The organism is Mycobacterium sp. IEC1808 (assembly GCF_002101935.1).
GTDB lineage: Bacteria > Actinomycetota > Actinomycetes > Mycobacteriales > Mycobacteriaceae > Mycobacterium.
On record NZ_LQPV01000029.1, the window covers coordinates 1 to 17,564 of the forward strand.

The following is a 17,564-nucleotide window of genomic DNA, read 5'->3' on the forward strand; positions in this document are numbered from 1 at the left end:
TCTTGCTGCTCGTAGTTGTTCGCGTCGCGGATCAACCCGTCACGCACACCGTGCAGCATGTTCACGATGTTGCGGAACGCCTGATTCATCTGACCCATGGTGTCGTAGGAGGTCGCCTGGGCCTGGCCACTCCAGCCAGCACCGGCGATGTTCATCGACGACGCCCACATCTTGCGAGCCTCGTCCTCAACGGTCTGCGCGTGGACCTCAAAGCGGCCCGCCATCGCCCGCATCTCATGCGGGTCAGTCATAAAACGTGTTGCCATGTTGGCTTTCTCCTTAATTCTGAGTGACTTGTATTCAGTTGTGAGTGACGCTGGCCGAACGGGGACGCGCTAGCGCACCGTCAAGCCACATATAGAAAGACTTCCCCCCGTCCCGTGGCCGGCGCCTGACGTGCTGACCTCAGGCGCCAACCGCGGCGATTGAATCGACGTGAGTTCGGATCCCGGCCCAGCCGTCAGACCCGACATTCCAGAACCGCTGAACCTGATCAGCCGGCGGCCGCTGCGTTGGCGGCTTCGGTCGCGGCGTACGAGCCCGAGCTGATTCCCAGCGTGCTCACGAACTGCTCGTGAATCGCGGCTGCCTGGGCGCTGACGGCCTGGTACATCTGCGCGTGGGCGGCGAACTGGGCCGCGGTCAGCGCCGATACCTCGTCGGCCGCAGCGGGCACGACCCCGGTCGTCGGGGCGGCCGCGGCCGCGTTCTGCGCGCTCAGCGCCGAGCCGATCCCCTGCAGGCTCCCGGCCGCCGCAGCCAGGGCCTCCGGCTGTGTGGTCACGAACGACATGTTTTCCCTCCTAGATTGTCCCCCGCACTGCTCTGTGCAAGAGAGTAGATGACAGCATCCGTTTCAAGCTGATTCCGAGTCCACCTGTTCGCAATTGTTCACTGGATGGCACGGCGAATTCACTTTTAGTAACGACACAGTAACAGCGCCTGGCCGCTATCGCTGGCGTTCACAGGACCGTCACAGCAAACCTGAAAGGTCAACCCCTCCGGGTTGCTGTCGAAGGCCGGTTGGCCAGCACGTATGGAGCTTAGCACCGACGCCGTCAAATCGCGCCGGAGCAAATGTCTTTGCCGGGCCGGCGACGAGGTCCCGCCCGGGACGCGCCTGCGCACCATTGGCCTGTCCGCCCGGCTAGCCGGCCGCCGGCGGGCGGGCCATGACGACCGGTTTGAATCCGTACCGCGGTCCCGCGCCGGATCCGCCCGTGCCGGCCCCGGCCAGCGGCATGCCGCCCAGCAGGTTTCCGGGCGCCGCGTCGGGCGCCTCCCGGACGTTGCTCACCGGGATGGCCGTCGCGTGGCTGGTCGTCGAAACCGGCCCGGACCATGCGGCCGGCACCGACAGCTTGCCGATCGAGGTGGCGCTGCCCAGGTGCGCCGCCACCGGCGGGGCGCCGCCGCCGAGCAGCCCGCCCAGCCCGGGCAGCCCCTTGGGGACGGCGGCCGCGGCCGCCGGCACCGCGCCGCCGAGGGCCCCGACGGTTTTCGCGGTCTGCGTCATCGAGTTGGCCATGCCGATGCTGAAATATGGCAGACCCTCGGTGTTGTAGAGGACGCCGGCGTAGGGCGACCACGCCGACATGAAGGCGGACAGGCTGGCGCCCGGGAACGACGGTGACCCGAACAGGACCTGCCACACGGCGGACAGCGGCCCGTTTGCCGATGCCAGATACCACCATTCTTGTTGCAGCGGCGTATAGAAAGGCGACGCCAGGCTCGCCAGCTGCGCGCTGATCTGGCTGATGGCGGCGTTGATCTGGTTCTGGATTGAGCCGACCGACGTGGTCGCGGCGGACGTGGTCGCGGCCGCCTGGATCGTCGAAGCGGCGGGATTGGCCACCGTCGGTGCCGAGGTGAACGGCGTGACGTTGGAAGCCGCCGCCGAGTTGCCGGCGTAGCTGTACATCGTCGCGGCGTCCTGGGCCCAGAATTCGGCGTACTGGGCTTCCAGCTGCGCGATGATCCCGGTGTTTTGGCCGATGACATTGGTCGCCACCGCCTGGGCCAACTCGGCGCGGTTGGCCGCGATCAGCGGCGGGGGCACGATCGCGGCGAACGCGGCCTCGTAGGCCGCCGCGGCCGCGCTGGCCTGCGTGGCGGCCTGCTCGGCCTGCGCGGCGGTCGCGCTCACCCACTCCACATACGGTTGCACCGCGGCGGCCATGGACCCCGAGGCCGGCCCGAGCCACTCCTCGCCGGCCAGCTGCGTCACCACGTTCTCGTAGCCCAGGGCGGCCGCGTTCAGCTCCGCGGCCAGGGAGTTCCAGGCCGAGGCCGCGGTCACCAGTGGTGTCGAGCCCACACCGGTGTACAGGCGCGCCGAGTTGATCTCCGGCGGTAACGCACCGAAATCGATTGCCATGTCCTGACTCCTTCATCAGTCGCGGCCACGTTGGCCGCCTCGTACAGCTGGTTATCCGGCGGATGGTGGGCGGGCGAGCACGCTGCGCCTGAATCCGTATTCGCGGGGCGGAAAGGCGGAGCCCGAGCGTCGGCCGCCGGTGCCCATCGGCATGCCGCGCAGCAGCCCGTTGCCCGCACCCTGCGGGTCGGTGGCGTAGTCGACGGCGACCGCCTGGGCGGCCGATTCCTCGACCGGACCGGGAGAGCCGGCCCACCCCTGCGGCACGGACAGCCCGCCGATCTTGGTGGCCGAGGACAGATTCGCCGCGATCCCGCCATGGCCGGCGGCGCCGCTGCCGACGGCGCCCAGATGCAGGCCGGCAAACTGCGGTGTCGCGTACCAGGCGCCTTGCGCCCCGGCCGTCGTCCCACCGGGGCCGAAGGTGACCTGCTGCGCGATGGAGCCGAAGAATTGCATCAGCCCGGTGGAGAAATAGGCGAGACCCACGGTGGTGCGCGACAGCGCGGTTCGGTTCGACACGTTGAGGGCGACGACCTGCTGCACGATCCACCAGTTGTACGGGTTCAGCTGCGAAGCCAGCGCCCCGGCCGAAAGCTGTTGCAGCGCTTGGTTTATCGACGTGAAGACGGACGTAATGGAAACCGCGTCGGGGGTCAGCGCAAGCCCCGGGGTGGCCGCGGCCGCCTGGGGCGCACCGGTGCCCGCGGGCGTGGCGATGGCCTGACCGACTGCGACCGCCTGGGCGGCCAGCCCGCCTTGGTCGGTGGCCTGTGCCGGCTCGGTGAACGGGGTCAACTGTGTCGCGGTCGCCGAGGCAGCCGCGTAGCCGTACATCGCCATGGCGTCTTGGGCCCACATCTCGGCGTACTGGGCCTCGGTGGCGGCGATGGCCGGAAAATTCTGTCCGAAGAAGTTGGTCGCAATCAGCGTGGCCAACAAAACCCGGTTCGCCGCGATCAGCGGTGGCGGCACCGTCAACGTGAATGCGGTTTCGAACGCGGCGGCTGCGGCTCTGGCCTGGTTCGCGGCGTCCTCGGCGAGCGCCGCGGCGGCGCTGAGCCACGAGACATAGGGCGCGGCGGCGGCAAGCATCGATCGCGATGCCGGGCCCAACCAGGGTGCGCTGGTCAACTCGGTGATCACCGACGAGTAGCCCGTCGCCGCCAAACTCAGCTCGCTGGCCAGCCCATCCCAGGCCGAAGCCGCGGCCATCATCGAGCCGGAACCCGGGCCGGCATAGATCCGGCCCGAGTTGATCTCTGGCGGTAGCGCCCCGAAGTCCAACACCTATGAACCACCGGACTCGAACGACATGTTTTCTCCGCAAGTTCGGGCTAATGACGACTGATGCAAGGAATGTTTAGGAGGCTGTTCGCTAGAGAGGAGGCTAAGGCCCGTAATCCCCGCCCGGCGCCGGCCGAGTTGCCACGCCCAAGCGGCGACACCGGCCCGGCGGGTGGTCGGAGGGCGACGGGGGCCTCGCTCGGTGAGCGGCAGCTCGCCCCAAGCAGCGGTCGCTACCTGCGGAAATGAGTCGACGACGTGCCCAGCGCGCATCCCGAGCGGGCCCGTTTTCGGAGGGGTCGGCGGGCCGAAAGTGACGGGGCCGGGTAAAAATCCGGCCGCAGTTAAAGCCGCAGAAGGGGTTGCCAGACGGGCGGCTCAGCTAACGGGATCGCGTTAGCGGAGTCCGGATCGGCGCCCGATTGCCGGGCCGGCAGTCAACGCGTCGTCGATCGGCGAACGGGGCCGCGCGGCGACCGATCAGGCCCCAAAACGCCGTCGTGGGCGCAGGCAATGTGCCTGCGCCCACGACGCCAGTTGTGACGGAAAGGCGGCTAGCCACCCAGGGGCGGCCGGGCCATGACGGTGGGACGGAACCCGTACCGGGGTCCCGCACCGCTGGCGGCACCGGAGCCGACACCCGCCAGCGGCATGCCGCCCAGCAGGTTGCCGGGTCCCCCGGCCGCCTCCGGCGCAGCGCTGATGCTGCTGACCGGAATGGCGTGGGCTGCGGCCGCCGTCGGGGCGGTGGCCCCGGTCCACGAGACCGGCACCGACAACTTGCCGATCGACGTCGCGCTGCCGAGGTGCGCCGCCGCGCCGCCGGCGCCGCCGCCCAGCAGGCCGCCCAGCCCGGGCAGGCCCTTCGGGACGGCGGCCGCCGCCGCCGCCGGGCCGGTGATGGCGCCCAGGGTCTTGGCCATCTGAACACCGAAGTTGCCCATACCAACGCTGAAGTACGGCAGACCCTCGGTGTTGTAGAAGAAGCTCGCGTAGTTCGAGTAGCCACCCAGCGCGGTACCGATGTTCGACGGCAGAATCGTCTGACCGGTCAACAGGAACCAGACCTCGCTGATCAACGGGTTGGAGTTCGAGAACTGCGAGACAAACGAGTTCGTCGTGGCCGGAGAGCCGAGCGCGCCCAGCGCCTGCTGAATCTGGGTGAGATAACTCTGCAGGGTCTGCTGGATCGAGGCCGCCGGTGCCGCGGACTGAGTGACGGCCGCAGCTGCCGGGTTGGCAACGGTGGGCGCGTTTTGGAACGGCGTCACCTTGGCCGCCGCCGCGGACTGGTTGGCGTAGCTGTACAACGCCGAGGCGTTCTGCGCCCAGAACTCGGCGTACTGCGCCTCCAGCTGCGCGATGATCCCGTTGTTCTGACCCAGGATGTTGGTCGCCTGGGCCTGGGTCAGCATGGTGCGGTTGATGGCGATCTCCGGCGGGGGCACCACCGAGGCCAACACCGTCTCGTAGGCCGCCGCGGCCGACTGGGCCTGCGCGGCCGCCTCCTCGGCTTGACCGGCTGTCGTCGTCATCCACTGCAGATACTGCTGAGCGGCCGACGCCATCGACGCCGACGCCGGCCCCATCCACTCCTCGCTGGCCAGCGCCGTCACGATGTTGTCGTAGCCCATCGCCGCCGAAGTCAGCTCGGCGGCAACGCCGTTCCACGCCGAGGCGGCCGCCATCAGCGACGACGAACCCGGGCCCGAGTAGATCATCGCGGAACTGACTTCGGGAGGTAGTGCTCCGAGATCCATTGTCATGTCCTAAACCCCCTAGCCGGCCGCGGCCGCGTTGGCCGCCTCGGTCGCCGCGTAGGACCCGGAGCTGATGCCCAGGGTGCTGACGAACTGCTCGTGGATGGCCGCGGCCTGAGCGCTGACGGCCTGGTACATCTGGGCGTGCGCGGCGAACTGGGCCGCGGTCAGCGCCGACACCTCATCGGCGGCAGCGGGCACCACCCCGGTCGTCGGGGCCGCCGCCGCGGCGTTCTGGGCGCTCAACGCCGAGCCGATACCCTGCAAACTGCCTGCCGCCGCCGCCAAAGCTTCGGGCTGGGTAGTCACAAACGACATTTTCGTTTCCTCCTCAACTTTCAGGCTCGATGACCTTCAAGGAATGCTCTTCGCTGCTGAAGTTCACTTCAGACAGGGCTTGCTAGTGAGACTAATTGGATCCCGTCGGGTCGCGCCTCCTTAGCGCCAACTGTTCATTGCTGGACAACTGCTGTTCACTCGGGGCAGCCCTGGGCAGGTTTGCCGGCTGGAAGGTCATCGGTCGCCGCCTCTCGATCATCCGGCCGATGGCGGTCGGGTCAGGACGCTATAGCGGAAGCCGTACTTGGTGGTGTAGCCGTAGCCGGCGCTGCGCCGTCCGACGGCCCCGGTCGGGATGCCGCGCAGCAGGGCGTTCCCCGGTACGGCGCCGCCACCCGCGTTGACGGGCGGCGTCTCTTCGGACACGGCGCTGACCAGTGTTGCCTGCGCGGCCGGGTTGCTCCAGTTCGCGGGAACCGACAGTCCCCCGATCCTGCCGGCCTCGCCGGCGCTCGCCGAAACGGCGCCGGCGGGGTGCGCGCCGCCCAGGCCGCCGATGCCACCCAGGTGCAGGCCGGCGAACTGCGGTGTCGGGAACCAGGCACCACCGGCCCCGGCCGTCGCACCGCCGGGGCCGAACGTGAGCTGCTGGCCGATCGACCACCCGAAGTTTCCGATACCCACCCCGAAGTAGGCCTGCGCGAACTGCCGTATCTCGTTGCCCAACGGGCTGATGCCGCTGGACGGGAAGGCCAACCCGTTGTTCCGGATCCCGAACCAGTCGTTGGTCGCGGTCGGAAGCCCGTACTTGAGGAAGGATTGCAGTTGCTGCTGCAGCATCGAGAACGGCCAGTTGGTGAAGGTGTAACTCGACACCTGCTGCAGCGCGAGTTGCTGCAATGCCTGAGGGATGGCCGCGATCTGGTCCAGCACCGTCTGCGCGGCCGGCTGGGCCGTGGCCTGGGCAACGGCGGCGCTCTGGTTGGCCGCCGCGGTCGGGGTGCTCGTGTTGGGCGGCTCCGGATACGGGGTCAGCACCGTGGCGGCGGCCGAGGAGGCGGCGTAGCCGTACATCGCGGCAGCGTCCTGGGCCCACATCTCCATGTACTGGGCCTCGGTGGCCATGATCGCGGGCGTGTTCTGCCCGAAGAAGTTGGTCGCGACCAGCGTCGCCAACAGCACCCGGTTGGCCACGATCACCGGCGGCGGCACCGTCAGCGCAAACGCCTCCTCGAAAGCGCCCGCGGCTGCGCGGGCCTGGCTGGCGCTGTCCTCGGCCAGGCCGGCGGCCGTGCTGAGCCAGCTCACGTAGGGCACCACCGCGTTGAGCATCGCCGTCGACGACGGCCCGACCCAGGGAGCGCTGATCAAATCGTTGATCACCGAGTCGTAACCAGAAGCAGCTGTGCTCAGCTCCGACGCCAGCTCGTCCCACGCGGTCGCGGCGACCATGATCGACTCCGCCCCCGGACCCGCATACATCCGACCGGAATTGATTTCGGGCGGTAGCGCTCCGAAGTCGAACACCGTGTCCTCCTCAGTTGGCCATGATCGCGGCGGCGATCATCGCGGTCAGGTACAAGCCATGGTGGTTGCGGTCACAACGTTGTTGACCAGCAAACCCAGTCGATCGGACGTTCCGCGCACCGCGGCGCACCGCTTCCCTATGCCCGAAATAGGTGCTCCGGCACCAGGATTGCCTGGACTTCCGGTCAGGAACGACATGCCCATTCCGCCTCGACTAACCCGCTGTCAGCAACCGAGCGACAGCTCTTTGGTGCCTGAACTGCCGCTCGCGAACGACATTAGCTGGTCGCGCCTGGCGCTCCGACCGACGATGCCAACTGTTCATTCCCAGCCAACCAATGTTCACTCCCGGCCAGCGGCGGTTTACCAGAGACAACCGAATGTTCATCGTGCGTTTCCCCACCGGTTCGCCTTGCTGGGCCGCTAGTCCTCTTCGAGGATCAGCGCCATTTCCGGGCACGAGGCCACGCCGTCGCGCGTCAATTGTTCATCCTCGGGCCGCACCTCGTGCTCCTCGAGGATCGAATAGCCCGACTCGTCGATGGGGAACAGGTTTGGATCCACGGCGTAGCACTGGGCGTGGCCTACGCATTTGGACGTTTCGAGACGAACCTTCACAAGGTTTCCTTCTTCGTTTCCTTTGGCGGCATTCGCGAAAACCCGGAACGGACGATAGGTAGATTAGCCGGTCGATAAAGTCTAGGAGACGGTTGCCGATCGGGGCCTACACGATTGGTGTCCCCCTCGTTCCACGTGGGATATTGATGTGCCGTCGACAAGCCGGTGACGAGAGGATCCGGGCGGTCCGGCGGCGTCGACGACGACGGCGACAACACGAAAACCGAACGGACAAGCGGAGATCAGAGCGCATGAGCACTCTCGGCGAAGGCCAGCCGGCCACCTTCCACCTACCCCGGCTGGAATACACCAAGCTGCCGATGTCCGCCGACCGCGGCGTCGGATGGAAGACCCTGCGGGACGCCGGGCCGGTGGTGTTTATGAACGGCCACTACTACCTGACGCGGCGTGAGGACGTGCTCGCCGCGCTGCGCAACACCAAGGTGTTCTCGTCGCGGCTGGCGCTGCAACCCCCGGGCAGCCCATTGCCGGTCGTGCCGCTGGCCTTCGACCCGCCGGAACACACCCGCTACCGCAAGATCCTGCAGCCGTACTTCAGCCCGCAGGGACTGAGCGCGTCGCGGCCGGTGCTGCAGCGGCACGCCGCCGAGATGATCGCGGCGCTCGCCGAACAAGGCAAGTGCGACGCGATGGCGGATTTCGCGCGGCTGTACCCCTATCAGGTGTTCCTCGATCTCTACGGCCTGCCGGTCGAGGATCGTGACCTCATCATCGATTGGAAGGACGCCGTCATCGGGGAGCGGCCCTACATGACGCAAGAGGACCACGAAAAAGCCCGCAAGCTCCTGGCGTATCTCACCGACGCGATCCAGAAGCGGCGGGAAAATCCGGGCACCGACATGTTGTCCCGGGTGATGACCGGCGAGGGCAATTTCAGCGACCTGGAGCTGCTGGGCATGAGCCACCTGCTGATCCTCGCCGGCCTGGACACGGTGACCGCGTCCATCGGGTTCTCGCTCTACCACCTGGCGCGCCGGCCGGACCTGCGTGCCGCGCTGCGCGACAATCCCCGGCAGATCAGGGTTTTCATCGAGGAGATCGTGCGGCTCGAGCCGTCGGCGCCGGTGGCACCCCGGGTGACGACGGAGATCGTCGAGGTCGGGGGCATGACCCTGCCCGCGGGGACACCGGTGCGGCTGTGCATGGCCGCGGTGAACCGCGACGGCAGCGACCCGATGTCCACCGATGAGCTGTTCCTGGACGGCAAGGTGCACCGGCACTGGGGATTCGGCGGCGGGCCGCACCGCTGCCTGGGTTCCCACCTGGCGCGCATCGAGCTGACCATCATCGTGGCGGAATGGCTCAAGCAGATCCCGGACTTCGAACTGCCCGAGGATTACACGCCCGAGATCAAGTTCCCGTCGAAGACCTTCGCGCTCAAGACATTACCGCTGCGCTGGGCCTGATCTCTTTCAGGCCCAGCGCAGCGGCCAATCCCAGTAGCGGTCCCTACTTGCGGAACTCGGTCGCGGCCACCTGGACGAACACGCCGGTGTCCTCGGCCATCAGCAGGCCTCGACCGCGGGGCAGCGGGCCGCCCTTCATCTTGCCGCGGATGAAGCCCTCGTCGGGGTCGGCGTCCATCACCAGCAGCGGTGCGTTCGCCTGGTGCAGTGCCCGCAGCATCGGGTCGCTGCCCGCCGACGACCAGCCACCGAACGTGCGGGTGACGATCACGTGCAGGCCTACATCGGCGGCCCTGGTCACCCAGGCGGCCGCCTTGTGCAGCGGCGAATCGAAACCGGCCGGCAGCTGCTGGATGTCGTCGACGATGAGGAAGATCTCCGGGCCGCTCCACCACGAGTGCGCCAAGAGCTCCTCCGCCGACAGGCCGGGCGGTGGTTCGCGGCTGGCCAGCAGGGCGGACATGTCGTTCATCATCGCCTGCACGCCGTCCAGGTTGTACGCGAACTTCTCCACGTACTCCGAGCCCAGCACCGTCAGCAGCTGACGGCGCGGGTCGACCAGCCACACCTGGGCGGAGGGCCGCCCGGCCGGTGGCGGTGGCGCGCTGCTGGCGCCGGGCGCGTACAGCCGCCCGATTTCCGACATGATCGTCGCCAGCGTCGTGGTGCGGCCACACTCGCGCCGGCCCGTCACCATCAGGTGCGCGTTCTCGGCGAAATTCAAATAGACCGGCGCCAGATCCAATTCCGATATGGCCCAGACGATTCCGCCGGCACCCACCCCTTGGCGGGTGTCGCGGGCCGCCAGCTCGCGCACCTGCTCGACGCCGAAGCGCGCCGGCAGGCGGCGAATCGGCGGGGCCTGGCCGCTCGCCAGGCGGCTGACCGCCTCGACGATGCTGTCCGACGCGAACACGTTGTCGGGCGTGCTGGCCAGCGCGGGCCGCGCCACCAGCGTGTGCAGACCGGCCTGCGGGTCGGCGTCGAGGCGGACGTAGTTGACCGCCACCATGCCGCGTCCAGGCTTGACCGGGACTTCCTTGGCGAACCGGGACCGCACCAGCTTGGCGTCTTCGACTGCGGCCAAACGCAATTCGACGCGGGAGCCGAAACCGCTACGCACCGGCGGCCGCAGCTCCGACTCGCGGTCCGCGGTGACGATGACGTGCACGCCGAACGAGGGACCCTGGTTGATGATCAGGTTCACCTGCTCGATCAGCACCTCGTTTTCCTCGGCCAGCGCCCGGTAGTTGTCGATCACCAGGTAGACGTCGCCGAACCCATCGTTGGGCACCGGCCCGGCCTCGCCGCCGAACTTGCGGCGCCGGAACACCTCCATCGAAGCGATTCCGTATTCGAGGAAGCTGCGCTTGCGCTCGCGAACCAGCGCCAGCAGCTCGGCTACTGTGCGGCGCACGCCGTACGGGTCGGTCGGACCGGCCACCTCACCCACGTGGGGCAGGCGGGCCACCGTGGTAAGCGCGGTGCCGCTGTAGGCCAGGCAGTAGAACTGGACCTGCTCCGGCGTGTGGGTCAGCGCCGCCGAGCAGATCAGCGTCTGCAGCGCCGTGGTCTTACCCGAACCGCCGGCACCCAGGATCAGCACGTTGGCACCGGGCCCGGAGGTGTCGACCGTCCACGGCGGCTGGTCGTGCTTGAACGGCCGGTCGATGATCCCGATCGGGAAGACCAGGTTCTGCTCGGTGCCGTAGTCCTGCTGCCACGAGCGGCCGATGAACCGGTTGACCAGATCGTCGATCGCGATGGGTTCGTTCAGCGGCGGCTGCCACAACCGGTAGGGCTCGAAGTCGATCCGGCGCAGCTGATCAATAATCACCGTGCCGACCTTGGGCGTCCTGATGCCCTCGTCGTCGTCCTCGCCCTCGGCTTCCAGCACCTCGAGCGGCTCACCGTTAGAGCCGTTCGAGTGAACCGCCTCGATGGTCGGTCCCCCGACGCTCACCTCGAGCGGGGTGAACGAATTGGTAAACAGTTGCGGCCGAACGTAATCGATGCTGTGCACCAACGCCGGGGCCTCGTCGCCGTCGACGGTGATGCCGCGCGAGATGTAGTCCCGCCACAGGAACTCGGCCTGGAACCGGACGATGTCCTCGAGGCTCCGCCGGAAGTAACCCAGACCCGCCTGAGCCGGCAGGTTCACCGCGTTCGGCACACCGGCGGCCTGCGCCGCGCCGGCGGTGCGGGCCTTCAGCACCAACCGGTAACCCATGTTCTCCATGAGCTTTTCGGCCCGGCTCTCAATCGTCTGGGACGCCATCATCAGGTGGATCCAGTAGGCGCGGCCCTGACGGCCGATCGAGTCCAGCACGTCGACGGCGGTCGGCATGATGCGGAACCACTCGTAGAACTCGTCGATGACGACCACCAGCATGGGCAGCGGCGGCATGTCCTGGCCGCGGGCCCGCATCCGGGAGCGCACGCTGTTGTATTCCTTGGCGTCGTCGACTCCGGCGCTGTCGCAGATCGCCTTGCGGCGCGCGATCTCGCCCCACAGCGCGTCCAGGAAGCGTTCCATCAGGGCCTGGTCTTCTTCCAGGTCGGTGATGATGCGCGACACGTGCGGCACACCGGCGAACGGCTTGACGGCCGAACCACCCTTGAGGTCGGCCAGCACGAACTGGAGCTCCTCCGGCGGGTGGCCGAGCATCAGCGACTCGATCACGGTTCGCACCAGCGTCGACTTACCCGAACCGGTCGTACCGGACATGACGCCGTGCGGGCCGTCGCCGCCTTCGTCCAGGGACTTCATGTCCAAGAACAGCAACTCGCCGTTGTCGGATCGGTTGCCGAACGGGGCACGCAGCCGCGACCGGCCCATCGCGTCGGTGCGGCTGCCCCAGAGCGCGTCGAAGTCGATGTCGGCCGGATCGTCGATCCCGTAGTAGGCCAGGATGTCCCGGGCGCCGATGTGGGCCACCCGCTGACCGATCTCTTCGTACGCCTCGGCCAGCCGCCAGCGCGCCAGCTTCTGGGCGAACTCCTCCGACTCTCCGATGCTGAGGTGGTCGGTGAGCGCGAAGAACCACGGCTTCTCGTCGATGACCATCCAGGTGTCGCGGTCGCGCGGCAGGGCTTCGATCACGCCGCGTTCGTCGAACCGCAGCGTCCGCTCGGGGACGGACGCCCACATCGACGAGCCGGTCAGGTCGAAGAACGTCACGCCGTCGATGCCCTCGGCGCTGATCACGAACTCCCATTGCGGGTCCGCCACGTCGGCGATGATCACGGTGTGCGGCGTCGGGGTCTGCGCCGACGAGCTGGCGTGCCGGGGCGTGAATGAGCCACGGCCGGCGAACAATTCGGCCTGCTCCGCGGCGAACTCGCGCACCGAGCTGTAGACCATGCGGGCGTTGCCGGCGGCGTCCTGGCGCCGCGAGTCACCGAAGTGCGGCAGCCACTTCACCCAATCCCACTGCTCCAAGTCGGAGCTGACCACGACCATCTGCACGTGGTCGGGGCCGTGCGAAAACGCCAGCTGGCAGATGATCGCGCGCATCAGGCCCAGCACCTGCTCGCGGTCCCCGATCAGCGAGTACCACGGTTCGACCAGCAGGGAGATCATCTTCGGCAGGTTGTAGACGACGCTCTGGTAGCGGCCGAATTCCTGCAGTGCCTTACCGGTCACCGGCTCGAGCTCGATGTCGGTCGGCATGTTCTGGGGCTCACCCCAGGTCACCTCGGGACGCGTCATGCCCACGCCGACGCGGACGACACCGAAGTTGAGGTCCTTACCGTCCGGCTTGCGCTCCCACATCCGCGACGAGCCCACCGCGGCGGGCAGGGTGTCGGGCGCCGGGTGGAACCAGCGGTAGTTGGCGTCCATGCTGTCGGCCGACTCGTGCGCGGTCTCGCGCAGCATGTCGAGCATCAACATGAACTGGGCGCGCATCGCGTCCAGCTTCGGCCGGCTCATCTGCTGCTGGCCGCCGAAGCGGCCGCCGAACATCATCATCGCCATGCCGCCGATCATGAAGATCGGGAAGATCGCGCCGACGCCGCCGAAGACGTGCGAGCCGCTGGCGAAGGTCATCGCGACCATGCCGCCCAGCAGGCCGATCACGACCACGCCGACCACCACGATCCACCACGGCTTACCCTCCGGCGGCGGGATGCTCAGCGGGGTCGGGAGGACGATGTTCTCCGGCTTGATGACCGGGGGCTTCTCCGGTGTCGGGCGCGCGAATCCACGTTTCATCGGGGTACCACCAACTCTGCAGGGGTCATGTCCATGGGCAAGGTGTCGTGCTCCACCAAGGCGTCCGCCCGAGAGAGGGTCGGGCCTTGCGGCAGCAGCCGCAGCGCCACCCACGGCGCCAGGCTAGGAGCGGTCTTGAGGCCGAGGGCCTCGCGGGCCTCGCGGGTGTCGTCGACCCCGAACCGCGCGCCGGCGTCGGTCAGCCACCACAGCGATTCGGTGGTCTTGGCGCCCGGGTCGTTGCCGGTGACGGCCACGAAGTTGGCGTGATCGGGCCCGAAGTACACCTGGTCGGCCTCGCGGCCGGTGGTGTCGGCCTTCACCAGCGACACGACCTTGCTCATCTCCTTGGACGCGACGGGAATGGTCGACCCGGAGATGACCTGGATGCGGGCCCGGTTCTCACCGGAGGTCTTCTGCCACCACCAGCAGGTCGCCGGGTTCTCCCGGATGTCCATCACGTTCAGCGGGTTGTCGGGATACGACGACAGGTCCAGCTTGTTGACCACGGGCATCTTCGCCAGGGACGACGGTTCGACCGTCACCGGCTTGTTGTTGCCGGGGCCGCCGGCGTTCTGCAGGATCTGCGCCACCAGCGGGGGCAACGTCTGCACGCCGTCGGCCAACACCAACGAATACTGTTGCGGCCCACTGATTTGCGGGGTGACGATCACCGTCCCCACCGGGCCGGGCGCGCCCGCGAACGTCGCCGGGGCACCGGCGCCGGGAATCTCGGGCACCGTCAGCTCCGGGCCCACCGGCAGCGCGTCGTAGAGCGCGCGGCTCATCGGCTTCGCCATGCTGACCTGCTCGGGCGTCAAGCCCAGCGGCAACAACACCGAGCGGTTCATCGCGTCGATCTTCGACCGGCGCCCCTGCCGGACCACCCAGGCGTCGTCGCCGTACCGCAGCACCACGGCGTCCGAGCCGTTCAGGACCTGCCGGTGGCCGCTGAGGTCCGGGGTTCCGTCGATGACCGTCACGGTCACCCCGGATGGCGCCCCGACGCCGGTCGATCCGGCGACGGTGTCGCACACCAGCCACGACGACGCGGACGGGGTCTTGGGGGCGAAGTTCGACGGCGCGCCCGGGATGCCCACCAGGGGCCCGCGCGGGAGGCTCGCAATCTGGCTCGACCGGACCAGGTGCGGGTTGTCCGGCCGTCCCGTGATCAGCCGCGCCGACGCCAGGTTCAGCGCCGGGTACAACTTGTCACCGACGCGGACGTAGAGGGCGCCGGAATCGCGGTCGGCGATGATCGGCGACTCGTTGATCTGGCCCGACGGGCTGATGAACGACCACAGCAGGGCGCCCAGGCAGATCACCAACCCGGCGGAAACCGATGCCACCAGGGCCAGCGTCTGGCGGCGGCCGGGCTCGATCTCCATGCGGACCCGCCAACGGGTCAGTGCCATCGAGGTCCGCCGGGCCAGGAACTGGTAGCCGGTTACCTGGGTCTTGGTCGACAACCCAAGGCCGTACCCCGACCCCCGCTGCCCGCGACTCTCTTCCGCCACGTTAATTCACCATCCGGTCTGCTAGAACGCCTGGACATTGTCTTTGAAAAATATCCGGGCGCGAATTGCTTCGACAACCGTGACAACCGTAAGGGACGCTAACGCACCTCGCCACGCGTTCCCGTGCGCGTTCACTTGGATTCAATCTGGCCGCGCAGACGAATCCCGCCTCGTTCCGGTCGTGAGTGTCGCGAACCGTGCCAGCAGCGCCGCTGGCAGTCTTGCTGTTCCCCACTCATCCCCCGGCTGGATTCCTCACGTCTTCAATGGGCATGTTAACCGGGGACGGCCACTTAGTCCTGTCGAACGCCCAGCTTCGCCGTCCGGCTCGGCGATGAGGCGACGGAACGGCTTCTCAAGCAAGATGGGCGACATGACGGAGCTCGCGCCCTCGCTGGTCGAACTCGCCCGCCGCTTCGGCATCGCCACCGAGTACGACGACTGGACCGGTCGGCGCGTGCTCGTCGGTGAGCGCACGCTGGTGGCGGTGCTCGCCGCGCTCGGCGTCGCCGCCGGCACCGAACAAGAGCGCAACGTCGCTCTGACCGCGCAGCGGCGGTCGTATTGGGAGCGCCGGATGCCGGCGACCATCGTCGGGCGAACCGGTGAGCAGATCCGATTCTGGGTGCACGTGACGCACGGCGATCCCGCCGAAGTGTGGCTGCAGCTCGAGGACGGCACCGTGCGCGGCGGGGTGGTGCAGGTCGACAACTTCACGCAGCCGTTCGATCTGGAGGGGCGCTGGATCGGTGAGGCCAGCTTCGTCCTGCCGGCGCACCTGCCGGTCGGATACCACCGCGTCCACCTGCGTTCCGGCGACTGCGAAACGAGCACCGCGCTGATCGTCACGCCGGACTGGCTCGGGCTGCCGGAGCAGCTCGGCGCGCGCCGCGCGTGGGGTCTGGCCGCGCAGCTCTACAGCGTGCGATCGCGGCAGTCGTGGGGCGTCGGCGACCTCACCGACCTGGGCGACCTCGCGGTGTGGTCGGCGGCCCGCCATGGCGCCGACTACGTGCTGGTGAACCCCCTGCACGCCGCTGGATTTTCCGGGCCGGCCGGCGCCGGCAGCCGGATGGAGCCGTCGCCGTACCTGCCGACGTCGCGCCGCTTCTTCAACCCGCTCTACCTTCGCGTCGAGGCGATCCCCGAATACGCCGACCTGACCAAGCGGGGACGGGTGCGCCGGCTGCGTTCGGACGTCCAACACCGGGCAGGAAAAATCGACGCCATTGACCGCGACGGCGGCTGGGCGGCCAAGCGCGAGGCGCTGCGGCTGCTGCATCGGGTGCCCCGCTCGGCGGGCCGTGAGCTGGGCTACGCCGCGTTCCGCGACCGGGAAGGCCAGGCGCTCGACGACTTCGCCACCTGGTGCGCGCTGGCCGAGGAATACGGCGACGACTGGCACCGCTGGCCGGAGTCGCTGCGGCACCCCGGCGCCGCCGGCGTCGCGGGCTTCGTCGAACGGAATTCGGACGCCATCGATTTCCACCGCTGGCTGCAGTGGCAACTCGACGAGCAGCTCGCCTCGGCCCAATCCCAGGCGATACGCGCGGGGATGGCGTTGGGCGTCATGCACGACCTTGCAGTCGGCGTGCATCCCAACGGCGCCGACACCTGGGCCCTGCAGGATGTGATGGCGCTGGGCGTGACGGCCGGCGCGCCGCCGGACGAGTTCAACCAACTCGGCCAGGACTGGTCGCAGCCGCCGTGGCGTCCGGACCGGCTGGACGAGCAGGAATACCGCCCCTTTCGGGCGCTGATCCGCGCCGTGCTGCGGCACGCCGGCGGCGTCCGCATCGACCACATCATCGGCTTGTTCCGGCTGTGGTGGATCCCGGGCGGCGCCCCGCCGACCGAGGGCACCTACGTGCGCTACGACCACGAAGCGATGATCGGCATCGTCGCCCTGGAAGCCCACCGGGCCGGGGCGCTCGTCGTCGGCGAAGACCTCGGCACCGTCGAACCGTGGGTCCGCGACTACCTCTTATTACGGGGCGTGCTGGGCACCTCGATCCTGTGGTTCGAGTTGGATCGCGACGGGAACGGCGGCCCGCTGCCGGCCGAGCGCTGGCGCGAGTATTGCCTGTCTTCGGTCACCACCCACGATCTGCCGCCGACGGCCGGTTACCTGGCCGGCGACCATGTCCGGCTGCGGGAGTCCCTGGGGCTGCTGACCCGGCCGGTGGAGGTCGAGCTCGAATCCGACCGGGCCGAGCTGGCGGCCTGGATGGCCGAGCTGCGCCGGGTCGGCCTGCTCGGCGACGGCGTTGACGCTCAAGACGACCCGGAGCAGGTGATTCTCGCCCTCTACCGATACCTGGGCCGGACGCCGTCGCGGCTGTTGGGCGTGGCGCTGACCGACGCGGTCGGCGACCGGCGCACCCAGAACCAGCCGGGCACCACCGACGAGTACCCGAACTGGCGGGTCCCGCTGACCGGCCCCGACGGCCGACCGGTGCTGCTCGAGGACGTTTTCACCGATCGGCGGGCGGCCGCGCTGGCCGAGGCCGTCCGAGAGGCGATTGCGGCGCCCCGATAAACCCCACCTGTTAGCTT

12 protein-coding genes are annotated in these 17,564 nt (G+C 68.5%); 2 read left to right on the forward strand and 10 right to left on the reverse strand.

The genetic code is table 11. The features are described 5' to 3' along the window. The 8 genes from AWB92_RS17400 to AWB92_RS17435 form a co-directional block, all read right to left on the reverse strand. Positions 1-266: WXG100 family type VII secretion target (locus tag AWB92_RS17400; protein WP_085187042.1), on the reverse strand; the 266-nt coding region annotated here is incomplete at its 3' end. Between the two features lie 227 nt (positions 267-493). Further along, positions 494-793 (reverse strand): PE family protein, encoded by a 300-nt coding sequence (locus AWB92_RS17405; RefSeq protein WP_066912455.1) that lies wholly within the window; start codon positions 791-793, stop codon positions 494-496. A 354-nt stretch (positions 794-1,147) separates the two neighbouring features. Further along, positions 1,148-2,371 (reverse strand): PPE family protein, encoded by a 1,224-nt coding sequence (locus AWB92_RS17410; RefSeq protein WP_142282150.1) that lies wholly within the window; start codon positions 2,369-2,371, stop codon positions 1,148-1,150. A gap of 57 nt (positions 2,372-2,428) precedes the next feature. After that, positions 2,429-3,667, reverse strand: a complete 1,239-nt coding sequence (locus AWB92_RS17415; RefSeq protein ID WP_085187776.1) for a PPE family protein — start codon at positions 3,665-3,667, stop codon at positions 2,429-2,431. A gap of 551 nt (positions 3,668-4,218) precedes the next feature. Then, positions 4,219-5,430: a PPE family protein gene (locus tag AWB92_RS17420; RefSeq protein WP_085187779.1), complete on the reverse strand. Its 1,212-nt coding sequence runs from the start codon at positions 5,428-5,430 to the stop codon at positions 4,219-4,221. Positions 5,431-5,442: 12 nt separating this feature from the next. After that, the gene (locus tag AWB92_RS17425) at positions 5,443-5,742 is read right to left on the reverse strand and encodes a PE family protein (RefSeq protein ID WP_066912455.1); all 300 of its coding nucleotides are present in this window, start codon (positions 5,740-5,742) and stop codon (positions 5,443-5,445) included. Between the two features lie 216 nt (positions 5,743-5,958). Then, positions 5,959-7,230: a PPE family protein gene (locus AWB92_RS17430; protein WP_085187782.1), complete on the reverse strand. Its 1,272-nt coding sequence runs from the start codon at positions 7,228-7,230 to the stop codon at positions 5,959-5,961. A 423-nt stretch (positions 7,231-7,653) separates the two neighbouring features. Next, positions 7,654-7,848 carry a ferredoxin gene (locus AWB92_RS17435; protein ID WP_068103733.1) on the reverse strand — a complete coding sequence of 65 codons (195 nt, stop codon included), beginning with the start codon at positions 7,846-7,848 and terminating at the stop codon, positions 7,654-7,656. Between the two features lie 251 nt (positions 7,849-8,099). Here AWB92_RS17435 and AWB92_RS17440 point away from each other — a divergent pair, with 251 nt between their 5' ends. Continuing rightward, on the forward strand, positions 8,100-9,275 hold the full coding sequence (locus AWB92_RS17440) for a cytochrome P450 (RefSeq protein ID WP_085187784.1): 1,176 nt from the start codon (positions 8,100-8,102) through the stop codon (positions 9,273-9,275). 43 nt (positions 9,276-9,318) lie between these two features. Here AWB92_RS17440 and eccCa read toward each other — a convergent pair whose 3' ends face one another. Both eccCa and eccB read right to left on the reverse strand, forming a co-directional pair. After that, positions 9,319-13,491: a type VII secretion protein EccCa gene (eccCa, locus tag AWB92_RS17445; RefSeq protein WP_085187787.1), complete on the reverse strand. Its 4,173-nt coding sequence runs from the start codon at positions 13,489-13,491 to the stop codon at positions 9,319-9,321. Further along, the gene (eccB, locus tag AWB92_RS17450) at positions 13,488-15,008 is read right to left on the reverse strand and encodes a type VII secretion protein EccB (protein WP_068187773.1); all 1,521 of its coding nucleotides are present in this window, start codon (positions 15,006-15,008) and stop codon (positions 13,488-13,490) included. The genes eccCa and eccB overlap by 4 nt, the downstream gene beginning before the upstream one ends. A 373-nt stretch (positions 15,009-15,381) precedes the next feature. Here eccB and malQ point away from each other — a divergent pair, with 373 nt between their 5' ends. After that, on the forward strand, positions 15,382-17,547 hold the full coding sequence (gene malQ / locus AWB92_RS17455) for a 4-alpha-glucanotransferase (RefSeq protein WP_085187925.1): 2,166 nt from the start codon (positions 15,382-15,384) through the stop codon (positions 17,545-17,547). Positions 17,548-17,564 lie beyond the last annotated feature (17 nt).

Excerpts from the sequence above, each read along its gene's own strand:
- AWB92_RS17425 (WP_066912455.1), bottom strand. The coding sequence starts at position 5,742 with ATGTCGTTTGTGACTACCCAGCCCGAAGCTTTGGCGGCGGCGGCAGGC.
- AWB92_RS17405 (WP_066912455.1), bottom strand. The coding sequence starts at position 793 with ATGTCGTTCGTGACCACACAGCCGGAGGCCCTGGCTGCGGCGGCCGGG.
- malQ (WP_085187925.1), top strand. The coding sequence starts at position 15,382 with ATGACGGAGCTCGCGCCCTCGCTGGTCGAACTCGCCCGCCGCTTCGGC.
- eccCa (WP_085187787.1), bottom strand. The coding sequence starts at position 13,491 with ATGAAACGTGGATTCGCGCGCCCGACACCGGAGAAGCCCCCGGTCATC.
- AWB92_RS17440 (WP_085187784.1), top strand. The coding sequence starts at position 8,100 with ATGAGCACTCTCGGCGAAGGCCAGCCGGCCACCTTCCACCTACCCCGG.
- AWB92_RS17420 (WP_085187779.1), bottom strand. The coding sequence starts at position 5,430 with ATGACAATGGATCTCGGAGCACTACCTCCCGAAGTCAGTTCCGCGATG.